At 69.2% G+C, this 15,059-nt stretch carries 16 protein-coding genes; 8 read left to right on the top strand and 8 right to left on the bottom strand.

Features of this window, described 5'->3' with window-relative positions; all coding sequences use genetic code 11:
• Positions 1-217: 217 nt before the first annotated feature.
• The 4 genes from ACFZDJ_RS31355 (at position 218) to ACFZDJ_RS31340 (ending at position 3,572) form a co-directional block, all read left to right on the top strand.
• Positions 218-721 (top strand): ATP-binding protein, encoded by a 504-nt coding sequence (locus tag ACFZDJ_RS31355; protein ID WP_054234655.1) that lies wholly within the window; start codon positions 218-220, stop codon positions 719-721.
• Between the two features lie 83 nt (positions 722-804).
• Entirely contained in the window at positions 805-1,683 is an 879-nt protein-coding gene (locus ACFZDJ_RS31350; protein WP_391063814.1) for a polysaccharide deacetylase family protein, read from the top strand.
• Positions 1,683-2,873 carry a YncE family protein gene (locus tag ACFZDJ_RS31345; protein WP_390933693.1) on the top strand — a complete coding sequence of 397 codons (1,191 nt, stop codon included), beginning with the start codon at positions 1,683-1,685 and terminating at the stop codon, positions 2,871-2,873. The genes ACFZDJ_RS31350 and ACFZDJ_RS31345 overlap by 1 nt, the downstream gene beginning before the upstream one ends.
• A 90-nt stretch (positions 2,874-2,963) precedes the next feature.
• Positions 2,964-3,572, top strand: coding sequence for an ADP-ribosyltransferase (locus ACFZDJ_RS31340; protein WP_385382002.1), 609 nt, complete (start codon positions 2,964-2,966; stop codon positions 3,570-3,572).
• Positions 3,573-3,575: 3 nt separating this feature from the next.
• Here ACFZDJ_RS31340 and ACFZDJ_RS31335 read toward each other — a convergent pair whose 3' ends face one another.
• Positions 3,576-4,208 carry a GNAT family N-acetyltransferase gene (locus ACFZDJ_RS31335; RefSeq protein ID WP_391063812.1) on the bottom strand — a complete coding sequence of 211 codons (633 nt, stop codon included), beginning with the start codon at positions 4,206-4,208 and terminating at the stop codon, positions 3,576-3,578.
• Between the two features lie 49 nt (positions 4,209-4,257).
• Here ACFZDJ_RS31335 and ACFZDJ_RS31330 point away from each other — a divergent pair, with 49 nt between their 5' ends.
• Positions 4,258-5,172 (top strand): MerR family transcriptional regulator, encoded by a 915-nt coding sequence (locus ACFZDJ_RS31330; protein WP_391063809.1) that lies wholly within the window; start codon positions 4,258-4,260, stop codon positions 5,170-5,172.
• Positions 5,173-5,220: 48 nt separating this feature from the next.
• On the top strand, positions 5,221-5,433 hold the full coding sequence (locus ACFZDJ_RS31325; RefSeq protein WP_095852504.1) for an EF-hand domain-containing protein: 213 nt from the start codon (positions 5,221-5,223) through the stop codon (positions 5,431-5,433).
• A 66-nt stretch (positions 5,434-5,499) separates the two neighbouring features.
• Here ACFZDJ_RS31325 and ACFZDJ_RS31320 read toward each other — a convergent pair whose 3' ends face one another.
• Both ACFZDJ_RS31320 and leuA read right to left on the bottom strand, forming a co-directional pair.
• Positions 5,500-5,838, bottom strand: a complete 339-nt coding sequence (locus tag ACFZDJ_RS31320) for a hypothetical protein (protein WP_391063807.1) — start codon at positions 5,836-5,838, stop codon at positions 5,500-5,502.
• Positions 5,835-7,583 carry a 2-isopropylmalate synthase gene (leuA, locus tag ACFZDJ_RS31315; RefSeq protein ID WP_391063804.1) on the bottom strand — a complete coding sequence of 583 codons (1,749 nt, stop codon included), beginning with the start codon at positions 7,581-7,583 and terminating at the stop codon, positions 5,835-5,837. The genes ACFZDJ_RS31320 and leuA overlap by 4 nt, the downstream gene beginning before the upstream one ends.
• Before the next feature lie 192 nt (positions 7,584-7,775).
• Here leuA and ACFZDJ_RS31310 point away from each other — a divergent pair, with 192 nt between their 5' ends.
• Both ACFZDJ_RS31310 and ACFZDJ_RS31305 read left to right on the top strand, forming a co-directional pair.
• A complete protein-coding gene (locus tag ACFZDJ_RS31310) occupies positions 7,776-8,465 on the top strand; it encodes an FCD domain-containing protein (protein ID WP_391063801.1) in 690 nt (229 codons plus the stop codon).
• A gap of 124 nt (positions 8,466-8,589) precedes the next feature.
• Positions 8,590-9,282, top strand: coding sequence for an NAD(P)-binding domain-containing protein (locus ACFZDJ_RS31305; RefSeq protein ID WP_390933687.1), 693 nt, complete (start codon positions 8,590-8,592; stop codon positions 9,280-9,282).
• Positions 9,283-9,284: 2 nt separating this feature from the next.
• Here the strand turns inward: ACFZDJ_RS31305 and ACFZDJ_RS31300 are convergent, their stop codons facing one another.
• From ACFZDJ_RS31300 to ACFZDJ_RS31280, 5 genes are all read right to left on the bottom strand, one after another.
• A complete protein-coding gene (locus ACFZDJ_RS31300) occupies positions 9,285-9,830 on the bottom strand; it encodes an MOSC domain-containing protein (protein ID WP_391063798.1) in 546 nt (181 codons plus the stop codon).
• A gap of 125 nt (positions 9,831-9,955) precedes the next feature.
• On the bottom strand, positions 9,956-10,513 hold the full coding sequence (locus ACFZDJ_RS31295; protein ID WP_391063795.1) for a GH25 family lysozyme: 558 nt from the start codon (positions 10,511-10,513) through the stop codon (positions 9,956-9,958).
• Positions 10,514-10,681: 168 nt separating this feature from the next.
• Entirely contained in the window at positions 10,682-12,079 is a 1,398-nt protein-coding gene (locus ACFZDJ_RS31290) for an FAD-binding protein (RefSeq protein WP_391063792.1), read from the bottom strand.
• A gap of 46 nt (positions 12,080-12,125) precedes the next feature.
• Positions 12,126-12,980 (bottom strand): DAPG hydrolase family protein, encoded by an 855-nt coding sequence (locus ACFZDJ_RS31285; RefSeq protein ID WP_391063789.1) that lies wholly within the window; start codon positions 12,978-12,980, stop codon positions 12,126-12,128.
• A 32-nt stretch (positions 12,981-13,012) separates the two neighbouring features.
• On the bottom strand, positions 13,013-14,419 hold the full coding sequence (locus tag ACFZDJ_RS31280) for an arylsulfotransferase family protein (protein ID WP_391063787.1): 1,407 nt from the start codon (positions 14,417-14,419) through the stop codon (positions 13,013-13,015).
• Between the last annotated feature and the right edge of the window lie 640 nt (positions 14,420-15,059).

The raw sequence follows: 15,059 nt of genomic DNA, 5'->3' as shown, positions 1-15,059 counted from the left end.
TGGTTTATGCCAGCCTTAAGGGAACCTTAAGCTTGCCTTGTCGGGAGCGAATGGCGATTGCCGCCAACCAGGGCATTCCGCCAGGTCAGATGGGCCCTTGCGGGCCCTGAACTGCCGGGGGCATATGCCGATCGGATGTCGTGGAATGGGCGGTTCCGGGGGGCGTATTCCTCCGGAACGGCCCCGAAGCGGGCTCTGGGCGGCCATGATGGGGGGCATGGCGGGGCTGGAGGGTATCGAACAGCCGCGGCGGCACGGGAGTGCGACCGCGGCGCGCTGGTCGCCTGCGGTCGAGGACGAGCGGGCGCTCAAGGCGCTCGAGTTGTTCGGCAATCCGACGGAGGGCGAGGTCCCGCTGCCGTCCCGCCCCGAGTCCGCCGCCACCGCGCGGCGGCTCACCCAGGTCATCGTCCTGCGTCACTGGGGGCTCTCCCCGAAGATGACCGAGGACGCCGTGTTACTGGTGTCCGAACTCGTCGGCAATGCCGTACGGCATACGGGCGCCCGCGTCTTCGGACTCCGGATGCGGCGCCGCCGGGGCTGGATCCGCGTCGAGGTCCGTGACCCCTCCCGCGGTCTTCCCTGTCTGATGCCGGTCCAGGAGATGGACCTGAGCGGCCGCGGTCTCTTTCTCGTCGACAAGCTCTCCGACCGCTGGGGAGTCGACCTCCTGCCCCGCGGCAAGACCACCTGGTTCGAGATGCGCGTCGCCGACCGCTGACCGCTCGCCCCCGGGGCCCGCACCGCGACCCGCACCTCCACCAATCGGGCGAATCGCACGTTTTCTTACCATTACACCCTTAAATGGTGCGGGTGATCACGCCCGCTCGTCCCCCTCAGCCGTCCCCCGACGGAAGCCCCGACGCAAGCGTCGCGCGTGCGGCGCCGGAGCCTCGTACGGTTCCGGATCGGCGTGCGGCGCTGCGGTCGGGAGTCGCGCTCGCCGCCGGGACACTCGCCGCGGGGTGTTCCGCGACCGGCGTCGCCGCACACCCGGTCGCCGCGTCCCGCACGTCCGTCCCTCCCTCCGCGAACCCCTCCGCCAAGCCCGCCGCCGCGCCCGCGCCCCGCCGCTTCCCGCAGCAGCCCGCCGAGATCACCCACGGCCCCCGCGACCGTCCCCGGGTCGCCCTCACCTTCCACGGCCAGGGCGACCCGGCCGTCGCCAAGGCACTGCTCGGCGAGGCGGAGAAGGCCGGCGCCCGGGTCACCGTGCTCGCGGTGGGCAGTTGGCTCGACGAGCACCCCGGCATCGCCCGCCGCATCCTCGACGGCGGCCACGACCTCGGCAACCACACCCTGCGCCACCTCGACATCAACGCGATGTCCGAGGCGGACGCGGAGGCCGAGATCCGGGGCTGCGCGGACCGGCTGCGACGGCTGACCGGGTCCATCGGCACCTGGTTCAGGCCCTCCCGCACCCCGAGCGCCTCCGCCCTCGTGGCGGGCGTGGCCCGCCGTGTGGGCTACCCGCACGTCCTCTCCTACGACGTCGACTCGCTCGACTACACCTCGCCGGGCGCCCCCGCCGTCACCCGCCAGGTCATCGGCAAGGTCCGCGACGGATCCGTGGTGAGCCTGCACTTCGGGTACGCGGACACGGTCGCCGCGCTCCCCGCCGTCCTGGAAGAACTCGGCCGCCGCGGTCTGCGCGCGGTCACCACCACGGAGCTGCTGAACTGATGCACCGCAACCGGAACCTCACGAAGCGCGCCCTGCTCGCGGGCGCGGTACTCGCCGCACTCGCCGTACTTCCGGGCTGCGACAGCGAGTCCAAGAACACCGCGCACGAGGCCGTCGGCACCCAGGCCGCCGTCAAACCGGCCCAGCCGAAGCAGGTCGACGGCCTGCCCGGCATGCCGCCCGTGCTCGACCCGACGGACCTCTACGCCGCCGACCGGCCGAACAAGCTCTCGCCGGTCGTCAAGGACTTCCCGTCCCGCGTGTACGTCCCCAACACCAACTCCAACACGGTCTCCGTGATCGACCCGAAGACGTACGAGGTCATCGAGACGATCAAGGTCGGCGCCCAGCCCCAGCACGTCGTCCCCTCCTGGGACATGAAGACGCTCTGGGTCAACAACGACCGGGGCAACACCCTCACCCCCATCGACCCGAGGACCGGCAAGGCGGGCAAGACCGTCGACGTGCACGACCCGTACAACCTGTACTTCACGCCCAACGGCAAGTACGCGATCGTCATGGCCTCCCTCGACCGCGAGCTGGTCTTCCGTGACGCGCACACCATGAAGCGCGTGAAGACCGAGCCGGTCACCTGTTACGGCGTCAACCACGCCGACTTCTCCCTCGACGGCCGTTACTTCATCGTCTCCTGCGAGTTCAGCGGCGAGCTGCTGAAGGTCGACACCGAGCGGATGAAGGTGGTCGCCCAGGAGAAGCTGCCCTTCCGCGGCGCCATGCCGCAGGACGTCAAGATCTCCCCCGACGGCAAGCGGTACTACATCGCCGACATGGTGGCCAACGGCGTGTGGATCCTCGACGGGGACAAGTTCACGAAGCCGTCCTTCCTCCCGACCGGCAAGGGCTGCCACGGGCTGTACGTCAGCCGCGACTCGCGCGAGATGTACATCTCCAACCGGGGCGAGGGCACCATCTCCGTCTTCGACTTCACCCAGAACGGGCTGACCAAGAAGTGGCGCCTGCCGCACGGCGGCAGTCCCGACATGGGCGGCGTCTCGGCCGACGGCAAGGTCCTGTGGCTGTCGGGTCGCTACAACTCCGAGGTGTACGCCATCGACACCCGCACCGGCGCCCAGCTGGCCCGCATCCCGGTCGGCAGCGGCCCCCACGGCCTGGCCGTCTACCCCCAGCCGGGCCGCTACTCGCTCGGCCACACCGGTATCTTCCGCTGATCCAGGCCCGGTTGCCCCGAAGGCGGTGACACGCCGCCGTACGGGTGAAGATCCCCGGCCCGCCGCCGCAGAACCGAGATCGTGCTCCCCATGATCACAACTCGCCTGCGGCGTCGGGCCGCCGCCGTCGTCGTCTCCCTCTCGGCCGTCTTCGCGACCTGCGCCGCGACGCTCCCCGCGACCCCGGCCGCCCCGCTCGCCAAGGCCGCCGCGCCCACCTGTCCCCAGTTCGACGACCCGGTCAAGGCCGCCGCCGACCGCCGTGTGCAGGTCGACCGCATCACCCCCGAGCCGGTCTGGCGCAAGACCTGCGGCACGCTGTACCGCAGCGACAGCCGGGGCCCCGCCACCGTCTTCGAGCAGGGCTTCCACCCCAAGGACGTCATCGACGGGCAGTACGACATCGAGCAGTACGTCCTGGTCAACCAGCCCTCGCCGTACGTGTCGACGACGTACGACCACGACCTGTACAAGACCTGGTACAAGTCGGGCTTCAACTACTACATCGACGCGCCCGGCGGCGTCGACGTCAACAAGACCATCGGTGACACCCACAAGTGGGCCGACCAGGTCGAGGTGGCCTTCCCCGGCGGTATCGCGCGCCAGTACATCATCGGCGTCTGCCCGGTCGACAAGAAGACCAAGACCGAGATCATGAGCGACTGCGAGAGCAACCCGTACTACGAGCCCTGGCACTGACGCCTAACCGGCGATGAGCAGCGCCTCCGAGCCCACGGGACGGTAACCGGCGGCCTGGAACGCCCGCATGCTGCGGGCGTTCCCCGGCGCGACCTGGGCCCACAGCGGCTCCGTGACGAGCTGCCGGGCCGCCGTCACCAGGGCCCGGCCCAGCCCTCGGTGCCGTACTCCTTCGTCCACCTCGACGGAGACCTCCAGCCGCCCCGCGATCCCGCGCCCCAGCACCAGCACACCGCCCTGCGTCGTCCACGCGCGCACGTCGCCGCGGCGCCTACGGGCGTACACGATCCGCGGATGTTCGCCGTCCGACATCTCCTTCAGCGGGAGCGCCGGCTCGCCCGGCAGGGGAGAGCCCACGAGCATCGCGTCGATCGTCTCGGACGTACGCCCCGTCCGATCGAGGAAGGCCGCCAGGAACCGTGGGTTCATCGGCGCGGCGAGGGCGTCGCACGGCACGGCGGCCAGCGTGTCGTACACCCACCGCGGATCCTCGTCCGTGAAGACCACCGCGTGCGCGGTGAAGGCGAGCACACCCGCGTCCCGGTGGGACGCCTGCGCCACGACGGTCGTACGACCGTCCGGCGGTGGGAGGACGCCCCGTGCGGCCGCGTCGAGAATGTCCTGAAGAGTCTCCACCACCGCGCTCCTTGAGTCTCCACCCACTGGAAGGCCCAGACTCGCAGACATGATCGACGACGGCACCGGACTTCTCACCATCGGCGAGCTGGCCCGGGCCACCGGACTGACCGTGCGCACCATCCGCTACTGGTCGGACGAGGGAGCCCTGCCCCCGGTGGCCCGCTCCTCGGGCGGCTACCGGCTGTACGACGCCGCGTCCGTGGCCCGCCTCGAACTGATCCGCACCCTGCGCGAACTGGGCCTCGGTCTGGACGCCGTACGCAAGGTGCTGGCCGGCGAGACGACGGTCGCGGACGTGGCCGCCGCCCATGTGACGGCGCTGGACGCGCAGATCAGCTCGCTGAAGGTGACGAGGGCGGTGCTGTCGTCCGTGGCGCGACGCGGTTCGACCGCGGAGGAGATGACGCTCATGAACAAACTGGCGCGGCTGTCGGCCGCCGAACGGAAACGGATCATGGAGGAGTTCGTGGAGGAACTGTTCCACGGGCTCGACTCGGTGGATCCGGCCATCCGGGAGCGGATGCGCTCCACCGCGGTGGACCTGCCTCAGGAGCCGACCCCCGAGCAGGTGGACGCCTGGGTGGAGCTGGCGGAGATGGTCCAGGATCCGGAGTTCCGCGCGCAGATGCGTGAGGTGGTCGAGTTCAACGCGGCCGACCAGGACCACGCCGCGGCCGCCGGGCGGTCCGTGTGGTTCCCCATGCGCCTGCTCCAGTTGGGGACCGAGGCCCGCGCCCGGGGAATCGCCCCCGAGTCGCCGGAGGCGGCGGCGCTCCTGCGGGAGGTGCTGGGGGACGGCGACCCGGCCGCCGTACTCGAACGCATGGAGTCGGCGTCCAACGAGCGGCTCGCCCGGTACCGGGAGTTGCTGTCCACGGTGAAGGGCGCGGGGACCCCGTCCGCGCACCGTGCGGAGTTCGGCTGGGTGGTCGCCGCACTGAGGGCCGGCGCGGACCGTTAATCTGACCTCCGTCAACACAGCTGTCATGCACTACGAAGGGGCGGATCGGTGGCGGACATCGAGGAAGCACGCAAGCAGTTCGAGCGGATCGATACGGACGGTGACGGTTTCATCACCGCGGCCGAGTTCAAGAGCGCCCTCGCCCAGGGCGGCGACTGGAACGTCACCGACTCGGTGGCGGAGGCCATCATCGCCACCCGCGACCTCAACGGGGACAAGGTCCTCTCGTTCGACGAGTTCTGGACCCACCTGAACAAGTGACCCGGGCCCTGAACAGGTGACCTGGGCACAGGGGCGCCCGCCGACCATCCGGCGGGCGCCCCTTCGTCATGCCGGCCTTCGGATGCGTACGCTCCAGCGTCCGCCCCGCCGCTCCAGGGTCAGCGGCAGGTCGAAGCACTTGCCGACCTGATCGCCGGTCAGGACGGCCTCGACCGGTCCCCGGGCGAGTTCGCGGCCCTCCCGCAGGAGAAGCGCGTGCGTGGTGCCCGGCGGCAGCTCCTCCAGGTGGTGGGTCACCAGGACCGTCGCCAAAAGCGGGTGTGCGCGGCGGAGGATGTCCAGCGCGTCGAGCAGGTGCTCGCGGCCCGGCAGGTCCAGCCCCGTGAGGAGGGGGACGCCGTCGCGGACGACGTGCACCTCATGGGCGCGCAGTACCTCCGTCACAGCGCCCCCGCCCCGTTCACCGCGGACAGTACGGCCTGGACCGAGGCCGTGAGGACGGAGGTGTCGCGGCCCGCGCCCCAGCGGGTGACACCGTCGACGCGGCACTGCGCGTAGGCGACCGCCTCGCTGTCGGGGCCCGTGGTGGTCGCGTGTTCGTGGAAGTCGAGGATGTCGACGGTGAGCCCGGCGCCGGCGAGGGCGTCCGTGAAGGCGGAGAGAGGGCCGTTGCCGGTGCCCTCGTAGTCGCCGGACCGGTCGCCGACCTGAAGGGTGCAGACGAAACGGTGGGCGCCCGAGGGCTCCCGGTGCGTGGACCAGGCGTGGAGGAGCACGTCGCCCTCGGGGAGCAGATACGTCGCCCGGAACAGCTCGTACAACTCCTTCGGCGTCGCCTCGCGCCCGCTCGCGTCCGTCGCCTCCTGGACCACGCGGGAGAAGTCCGGACGCATGCGCTCGGGCAGGTCCACCCCGTGGTGGGCCTTCAGCAGATACGCCACTCCGCCCTTGCCGGACTGGGAGTTGACGCGGATGACGGCCTCGTAGGTACGGCCCACGTCGGCCGGGTCGATGGGCAGGTACGGGACGGCCCACGGCGCCCGCCCGGCCGGCACCCCCAGCTCCGCCGCCGTCCGGGCGTGGTGGGCCAGGCCCTTGCTGATCGCGTCCTGGTGAGTGCCCGAGAACGCCGTGTGGACGAGATCACCGACATACGGATGGCGCGGATGCACCGGCAGCCGGTTGCAGTGCTCGACCGTCTCGCGCACCCCGTCGAGGTCGGAGAAGTCGACCATGGGGTCCACCCCCTGGGCGTACAGGTTGAGGGCGAGCGTCACCAGGTCGACGTTCCCGGTCCGCTCCCCGTTGCCGAACAGGCACCCCTCCACGCGCTGCGCTCCCGCCAGCACCGCGAGCTCGGCGCACGCCACCCCCGTACCGCGGTCGTTGTGCGGGTGCACGGAGAGGATCACCGAGTCGCGGCGCGCCAGGTGCCGGTGCATGTACTCGATCTGGTCCGCGTAGACGTTCGGGGTCGCGATCTCGACCGTCGCGGGCAGGTTGTGCGTGACCGGGCGGTCGGGGCTCGCGTCCCACAACTCGGTGAGTCCGTCGCAGAGTTCGAGGACGTAGTCCGGCTCGGTGAGGTTGAAGGTCTCGGGCGCGAACTGGAAACGGACGTACGAGGACGGCATCGCGTCCGCCCGCCGGACCATGTGCGCGGCCGCGTCCCGTACCGTCTCCCCCACCTCGCCCCGGTCCCGCCCGAGCACCACCTCCCGCCACACCGGCGAGGTCGGGATGTACAGGTGGACGACCGCGCGCGGCAGCCCCTCGATCGAGTCGAACGTGCGGTCGATCAGATCTCGTCGGGCCGGAGTGAAGACCACCGGTGTGACGTCGTCCGGGACGGCGCCGCTCCGCACGAGGTGGACGAGGTGGCGTACGAAGTCGAAGTCCGTCCGGCTCGCGGAGGGATAGCCGACCTCGATCTCCTTGAAGCCCACCTGGGTCAGCAGATCGAAGAAGCGGCGCTTGCGGGTGGTGTCCATCGGCTCGGCGAGTGCCTGGTTGCCGTCGCGCAGGTCGACCGGAACCCACAGGGGCGCGCGCTCGATGCGGGCGGAGGGCCACCTCCGGTCCTCGGCGGGGACGTCGACCCGTTCGTGGAAGGGGCGGTAGCGGTGGTGCGGCATGGGTCCGGGGCGTTGCGGATTCCAGCGGGGAGTGCCGTACGACGTGGTGGTCATCTCTGGCCTTCGGCTCGGTCGGACGCGGACCGGCAGCACGGCGACCCGCGGCGGGGTGCCGGTCGCGTCAGGCCCCGCCGCGGCAGCCGAGGAGAAGGAGACCGCGAAGCGTCATGCCGGTAGGCTAGCCACGGTTCAACTCCTCAGACAAGTGAATTCCTTTCACTCCTCAGACAAGTTGGTGGAACGCCGATGCAACCGGGCCCCGTCCGCCCCAGCCCCCTGGTCGAGCAGGCCGCCGAACGGCTGCGCGCGCGGATCGCCGACGGCGGCTGGCCCGTGGGCACGAGGCTGCCGGGCGAGACCACGCTCGCCGCCGAACTCGGAGTGGGCCGCTCGACCGTCCGTGAGGCGCTGCGCGCGCTCGCCGGGGCGGGGCTGGTACGGCCCCGGCAGGGCTCCGGTGTCTTCGTCATCGCGACCGAGCCCGTCGAGGACTGGCCCACCCGGCTGCGCCGCGCCGCGGTGACGGACGTCTACGAGGTGCGGATCCTGGTGGAGGTGCAGGCGGCCCGACTCGCCGCCGCCCGCCGCACACCGGAGGACGTCACCGCGCTGGACACCGCGCTGGCCGGTCGCCGTGCCGCGTCCGCCGGGGACGACGCGGCCTTCGTCGACGCCGACATCGCGCTGCACGCGGCCGTGGTCGCCGCCGCCCACAACCCCGTACTCGCCGACCTCTTCAGGGAGTTCGTGCCCGCGCTGCGGGAGGGCCTGATCGAGATGCTGGACCTGGTGGGGATGCGGAAGCACGACCCCAACACGGGCGACGACGCCCACGCGGCGCTGGTACGGGCCGTCGCGGACGGGGACGCGCAGACGGCGGGGACGGTGCTCCGAGGGGAGCTGGAGGAGACGCTCGCCCTGTTGCGGCGGCCCTGAGGGGCCTGCTTGCGGTACTGGCCTGACGGTGCCCCGGGCCTCGGCGCGGGCGGCGGGCACCCGAACGCCGTACGTCCCGGAATAGGCGGGCGTGCACCGGGGTTGGCGCTCTCCGTCAGTCCAGTTGCGTCAATCCCGGAAGGGCCTGTCCATCATGAAGATCGGCATCATCGGAGCGGGCAACATCGGCGGCAACCTCACCCGGCGGCTCACCGCCCTCGGACACGACGTCTCCGTCGCGAACTCCCGCGGTCCGGGGACCCTCACCGCGCTCGCCGAGGAGACCGGTGCGACCCCCGTCAAGGTCGAGGACGCGGCGCGCGGCGCCGAGGTCGTCGTCGTCACGGTTCCCCTGAAGGCGGTTCCGAACCTGCCGGACGGGCTCTTCGACCAAGCCGCGAAGGGTGTCGCCGTCATCGACACCGGCAACTACTACCCCCAGCAGCGCGACGGCAGGATCGCCGCGATCGAGGACGAGGGTCTGACCGAGAGCGGCTGGACGGCCCGGGAGATCGGCCACACCGTCGTCAAGGCGTTCAACGGCACGTACGCCCAGGACATCCTGGACCGGCACCGCCCGGCCGGCGCCCCCGACCGACTGGCGCTGCCGGTGGCCGGTGACGACGAGGCCGCCAAGCGGGTCGTACGTGAGCTCATCGACGAACTCGGCTTCGACACGGTCGACACGGGCGGCCTCGACGACTCCTGGCGCCAGCAGCCCGGCACCCCGGTCTACGGCCTTCAGGAGGGCGTCGACGAGGTCACCAAGGCGCTGGCGCAGGCGCCCCGGGAGCGCTCCGCGGACTTCCGCGCGTAACGTCACACGATCCGCAGCGGAAGGTGCGGCCCGACCGGCAACTCGACCTCGACGATGTCCCCGGGCCGCACCACACCGCCTTCCCGTACGACGCTCATGACCCCCGACTTGTAGACGACGCCACCGCCGTCCTCGTCCCTCCCGACGACCTGCTTGAGCAGCCCCTTCTGGAAGTCGTCGATCTGCGCGCAGGGATTGCGCAGGCCGGTGATCTCCACGACGGCCGCGTCCCCGAGACGCAGCAGCGTGCCCACCGGCAGCCCCAGCAGATCGACACCCCGGGTGGTGACGTTCTCCCCGAGCTCCCCGGGAGCGACGGTGAAGCCGCTCTCGCGCAACTCGTCGAACAGCTCCTCGTGCATGAGGTGCACCTGACGCAGATTCACCTGCGACGGGTCCTTCGCCATCCGGAACCGGTGCTTCACGGTGGTACCCGCGTGCACATCACCTTCCACCCCGAGCCCGGCGAGCAGCGTGATGCTCTCCCGGTTCGGCTTGGTGAAGGAATACGTCCCGTTACTGCTGACCGCGGTGACCGTCCCACCCATGTGCGAGAGCTCCCCTCTCTCCTGCGACTCCCGCCGAGCCGCAGGTCAGAGCCTACGCGTCAGGAGAACTCATGGGTCAGCCGGATTTCTCCCACCCCGGCTCGCGGGCCGGATCCGGCGGCCCGTCAGCCCCCCGTCGCCCACTCCTTCAGCGCGGCCTCGCTGCCGAAGTTCGCGACGTTCCTGTCCAGGGGCTCGTCGGTGTACTGGTGGAATCGCCACGAGGCCTTGATACGGGGCTTGCCCGCGCTCACGTAGTCGGCGATCCACAGGCCGTCTCCGGCGTACGAGGTGGTGTCGACGGTGAGCCAGTAGTTGCGGTTGGTGTAGAGGAGGACCCGGTGGTTCGGCCGAAGCTCCTTCACCATCCGGATGAAACGGTCCTTCTCGGCGTTGCTCGCGTGCGTGCCGTCACCGGTGGACTCCCAGTCGACGGCGAGCAGGTCTCCGGCCTTCTCGGGGGCCTTGCCGACGAAGTACTCGGCCTGCGCGGCGATGTCGCCGGGCCACAGGAAGTGGTAGAACCCGACCACGCACCCGGCGTCCCGGGCCGTCTTCACCTGGGCGGTGAGTTTCGGATTGACGTACGTATGGCCCTCCGTCGCCTTGACGAAGACGAAGGAGAGACCGTCGGTGGAGAAAGACGACGACTGATAGGCGCTTACGTCGATGCCGCGCAGCATGGGCGACTCCTCCGTGCGTGGGGGGATGTACACGTACCGTTCTGCCTGATACGTGCAGAGGCCTACTTCTTTTCAAATGCCCCCGCTTCCCCCACCACACCCTCGAACACCGGCCCGGACACGGAACCTCCGACTCGCCCGCCCCGAGACCGTTGGCCGCCGCTTCGATCATTCGCTCGGGCCGGCTACCGGGCTTTCCTCGGTGTCCGCGGCATCGGTGTGCAGTTCAGGCCGACCCAGCCAGGACACGAACAGCCCGTCGGGGTCCCAACTGGCGCGGAGGGTGTCGAGCCGCAGGAGGTTCTCGTCGGTCACGAAGCGATACGGGCGGTTGACCAGGTTCTCGTCAGCCAGCTGGATGCCGCTGGCATACGGCTCCCACGCTCGCATGTGGTCGGTCACCCAGTTCGTGTACGTCCGGGTGTCGACTGGATCGGTCCAGGCCGCGTACAGCCCGTAGTACAGCTCGTCTTCCACCGAGTACGCCATCGACGGACGTTCGGGCTGTCTGTCGTATCCTCCCCAGTTGAACACCACCAGGTGCGACGGCGCCGGCGGCCAGGTCTTCAGCATGGCCTCGAAGTTGGGCCACAGGTCGTCGAAGGAGGCATGGGTCCACATGCTGTCGGCCAGATAGCGCTTGGTCTCGTCGTAATGTGGATCAGTGCCGTATCGGCTGAGGGTTCCGGTGTCCGTCACCTCGTTGAGCCGAGTCGTGAGCACCTGCGGGCGTGCGGGACAGGACTCGAAGATCGACAGTTGTTCCCTGGCCTCCTCCTCCGTATCGGTGAAGGCCGTCGCGTTGAGCGAGATGAGAGGCTCGCCGTCCGTCATCGGGTCGCGGCAGCACAGGAGATTGATCTCGGTCGGGGTCTGACGGCCGATTTTGTGGACGAACCGGTAGACGTCCTGTGCGGCCGAGGCCGGCCAGAAGTAGCCGCTGTTCATCGTGACCCGCATGCGCGGATACAGCTTGACGTAGAACCTGGTCACAACGGCGAAGAAGCCGGGACCGGCGCCGCGGGCTGCCCAGAACAGGTCGGCGTTCTGCCTCTCGTCGGCGTGGATTCGTTCGCCGCTCGCCGTGACCACGTCGATACCGGTCACCGACATGCACGCCGGTCCGTAGTCCCGGCCGGCCCAGCCGAACCCGCCTTGCAGCAGGTACCCGCCGATGGAGACACCCGTGCAGTGGCCGGTAGGAAAGAACAGGTTCTGCTCGGCCAACAGCGCATTGAGCTCCGACCCCTTGATTCCGGGCTGGGCGGTGCCGGCCATCGCCTCCCTGTCGATCGCCACGTGCCGCAAGTTCGACAGGTCGATGAGCACCGTGCCGTCACGCAGGTGCGACCCGGACCAGCTGTGGCCACCGGACCGCACCGCGATCCGCAGGCCCTCCTCCCTGGCGAGCCGCACCGCTGCGACGACATCGTCCTCGTTGTTCGCCAGCACGATCACCTCTGGGTAGCGGTCCGGCACCCCCGCGTGCCAGCACGCCTCACGGCGCCGACTCTCGTAGCGGTAGTCACCGCGCCGCAACACCCTGCCCTCGATCCTGGTCGACATGCCCTCTCCTTTCAGGAATCCTCGTGCACCGGCGCGACCAGCGAGCCTATTCAGACCGTTGGAACTCGTCGAAGATATCCGGGAGAAACGCGGCGAGATGGTTCATCTCCTGCGAGCAATGCACGACCATGGCGCGGGCGTGCGTGTCTCCGAGACGCCGCAGACCTTCTGCGACTGTTTCGAGTTCGTCGGTCAGGGATGCTTCTGCGCGGGGGGCGACGTATTTCCCGCCCATCCAAAAGCGAGAACGCATCTCGGCGCCGCCTTTCACCCGGCGTACGTAGTGGACCAGGTGGCCCCAATCGAGCGGAACTCGGGACAACCCGACCGTGGCGCAGATCGCGGTGGCTACGTCCGGATCGACGCTGTCGTCGCTGAATCCCAGCGTGTCGGGATGGACGAACCGGATAGCGAGCTCGCCGAGCGAACTGCCGACGTACTCGTCGACGAACGATGTACCCCCGATATACCTGTCGCGGTAGGGAGCACTCTGGTCCACCGTGCCTCCAGACCATTCCGCGTACAGGTGGGCACGCGGATACCACAGCTTGTACCGTTGGGTCTCGGTGGCGTGCCACCAGAACCACCAGTCCACCATGGCCGGCGACACTCTCGGCATGTGGGTCAGTGTGGCGATGTGCATGGATCCGTCGCCGAAGAGGCTGTATCCGTTCTCGAACTCCCCATAGCCGGCGCCGCTCAGCGTTGCCGCGCTGTCCGGACTCAGGCACAAAGGGGGCGGCTGCGGGCCAAGACCGATCGCCTCCTTGATGTGCTCCGGCATGGGTGCCATCACCGGGTTCCAGTACTTGGCGTACCACTTGCCGTCGAGTTCGCCGGCGTGCATTCCCAGATGGGGTCGGCGAGCGGGGTTCGGGCGCAGTTGTCTCACCTCGGTCATAGCGTGACTCCCCATGGCCCCCCTGCCGAAGGTCAGCCGGAGAGTTTCACCACGCGGGAGTCCCCGATGACCCTGCCTTTCGCATCCAGCGCCCTGACCTTGAAGTACGGTCCTGGATCGGGCGTGGTGACGGCGGTCTCGAATCCGGACCGTGGGGCGTGCCTGACGACGACCGACAGGGAATGGGGGTCGGATCCGGCGAGTACCTGCCATGCGGCGGTCTGCGTCGAGCCGTTCCAGGAGGCGTGGACGACGCTGTGCCCGCCGTGGGACCGTGCCGCCGCACTCGGTGGGTAGTAGGGCGTGCCGATCCATTTGTTGCGGAAGGCTCGGTAAGAGATGTCGGAGCCCGGCAGCTTCGCGTCGTAGAGCAGGTTCTTCGAACCGTTGCCCTCGGTGTTCCCCGCACCCGCGTACTCCGAGTAGTACGGGCTCTGGCCCCACCCGATGAATTCGTTGCCGTTGGAGAGCGCCTGGGTGTTTCCCTGGGTCGGTGACTCCAGCGGCGGCCGGTGGTAGTAGGTCTTGACCGCCGTCGCCTTGTGGCTGCGGAAATCAAGGCCGAGGATCAGGCCGTGCGAACGCTGTTCGGGGGCGCCGTCGGGGAGGTCGCAGCAGCCGTCGTCGAACATGCTGATCCGGTTTCCTGGCCGGAATCGGGCATCGTGCTGCCAGTAGAAGTCCGCGTTCGGACCGAAGGTGAAGTCGCTCTTCTTTCCACCGATCTGATAGCGGACCTTCCCGGATTTCTTGGTGACGTCGTAGATCGCCCACATGTTCCGGGCCGAGATCAGCAGCCGGCCGTCAGGGCCCTCGTCGACGGAGTTGATGTGAAAGGCGTCCCACACTCCGCCGGACGACGATGCGCTGGAGGCTGCCTCCTCGGAATCGGCTGGGTCGATATGGTCCAGCGCGTTCCATGAGTAGAGGAGTCTCCCCGTGGCGAGGTCGACCTCCTGGACCTCGCTGTTCTCGATGGCTCCGTTCTTCGGACCCCCATAGGGAGTGAGATCCATGGGCACCGGTTTGGAGGCGATGAACAGCGCGGTGCCCCTGCGGGTCAGGGTGAATTCGTGCTCGTCCGGGTAGTAGCCGTGATGCGCGAAGACCGTTTTGAGCAGGCGGTAGTGGGAGTCGTAGATGTAGTAGCACCCGCCCGGTTCCGGCGCACCGGCCGGCAGGTTCGTATACGCCGGGGGAAGGGCGAGAGTCCCCTGCCACCAGGTCAGCACCGGTTGTCCCCGGCCCCCGCGACCGCCGTAATAGGTCTGGACCTTGAAGTCGGCGTTCTGGAGGTTCGTGGAAGGCAGCGGGCGGAACCAGACCGGATCACCCGAGTCGTCGTTGACCAGTGCCCCCGTCTGGCCGACCATCTGGTCCGCGCTGAACGGGGCGACGAAGATGTCTCCGTGAGCCGTTCCCGGTCTGTTCGCGGTCACGGTCACCCGCATGGGGTGAAGGCCCGGTTCGGAGACGAAACTCCATACATCCCTGCCCGACAGGATCGGGGGTGGAGTGCTTTCCGACGGAGGGAAGGGTTTCGTCGCGCACGGGCGGGACGCGCCCCCTTGGGGACTCGCCGTGGCCGACGGCACGCAGTTCGCGAAGACACACCCCGCAGCGAGCACGCAGGCTCCGACGGTGCGACGGGTCCTTCTCCGTGTCCGGCGGACCCGCGGCGCTCGCGTCACCATTGCCGACCTCCTTGGCACCCGGAACCCTTCTCCGATGGCGGTGCCGCTCGCCTTCGAACGTCTTGTTCGGTTCACCTCTCCGACCCGGAACGATCAAGACCGGGAGTTGATCCTCTGGTGACGGTATGCAGCAAGAGGGGCCCACGCCTGTTGAAGGCCACTCAGGTAGGCCGTTCGGCAGGTACGGCCTCACCCGGACATGCGGCAGCGCAGTGCAGTCCCCTTGCGAGCAGCAGGCCGTCCTTGAGGACGGACAGGGTGCCATGAACCCCCAGGCCAGACGCCCGTCCCGTGGGATGTCCCGGGGACTTTCACGCCTGCCCCAGGGGCATGTCGAGGACTTTGCGCCGAGTGGGCAGGGAAGGCCCTGACAGCGCTGAAAGAC

Origin of the sequence: Streptomyces sp. NPDC007896 (assembly GCF_042959425.1) — a bacterium.
Lineage (GTDB): Bacteria > Actinomycetota > Actinomycetes > Streptomycetales > Streptomycetaceae > Streptomyces.
The sequence above is the reverse complement of the archived record's forward strand: the minus strand, read 5'-3'. Positions and strand labels throughout refer to the sequence as shown.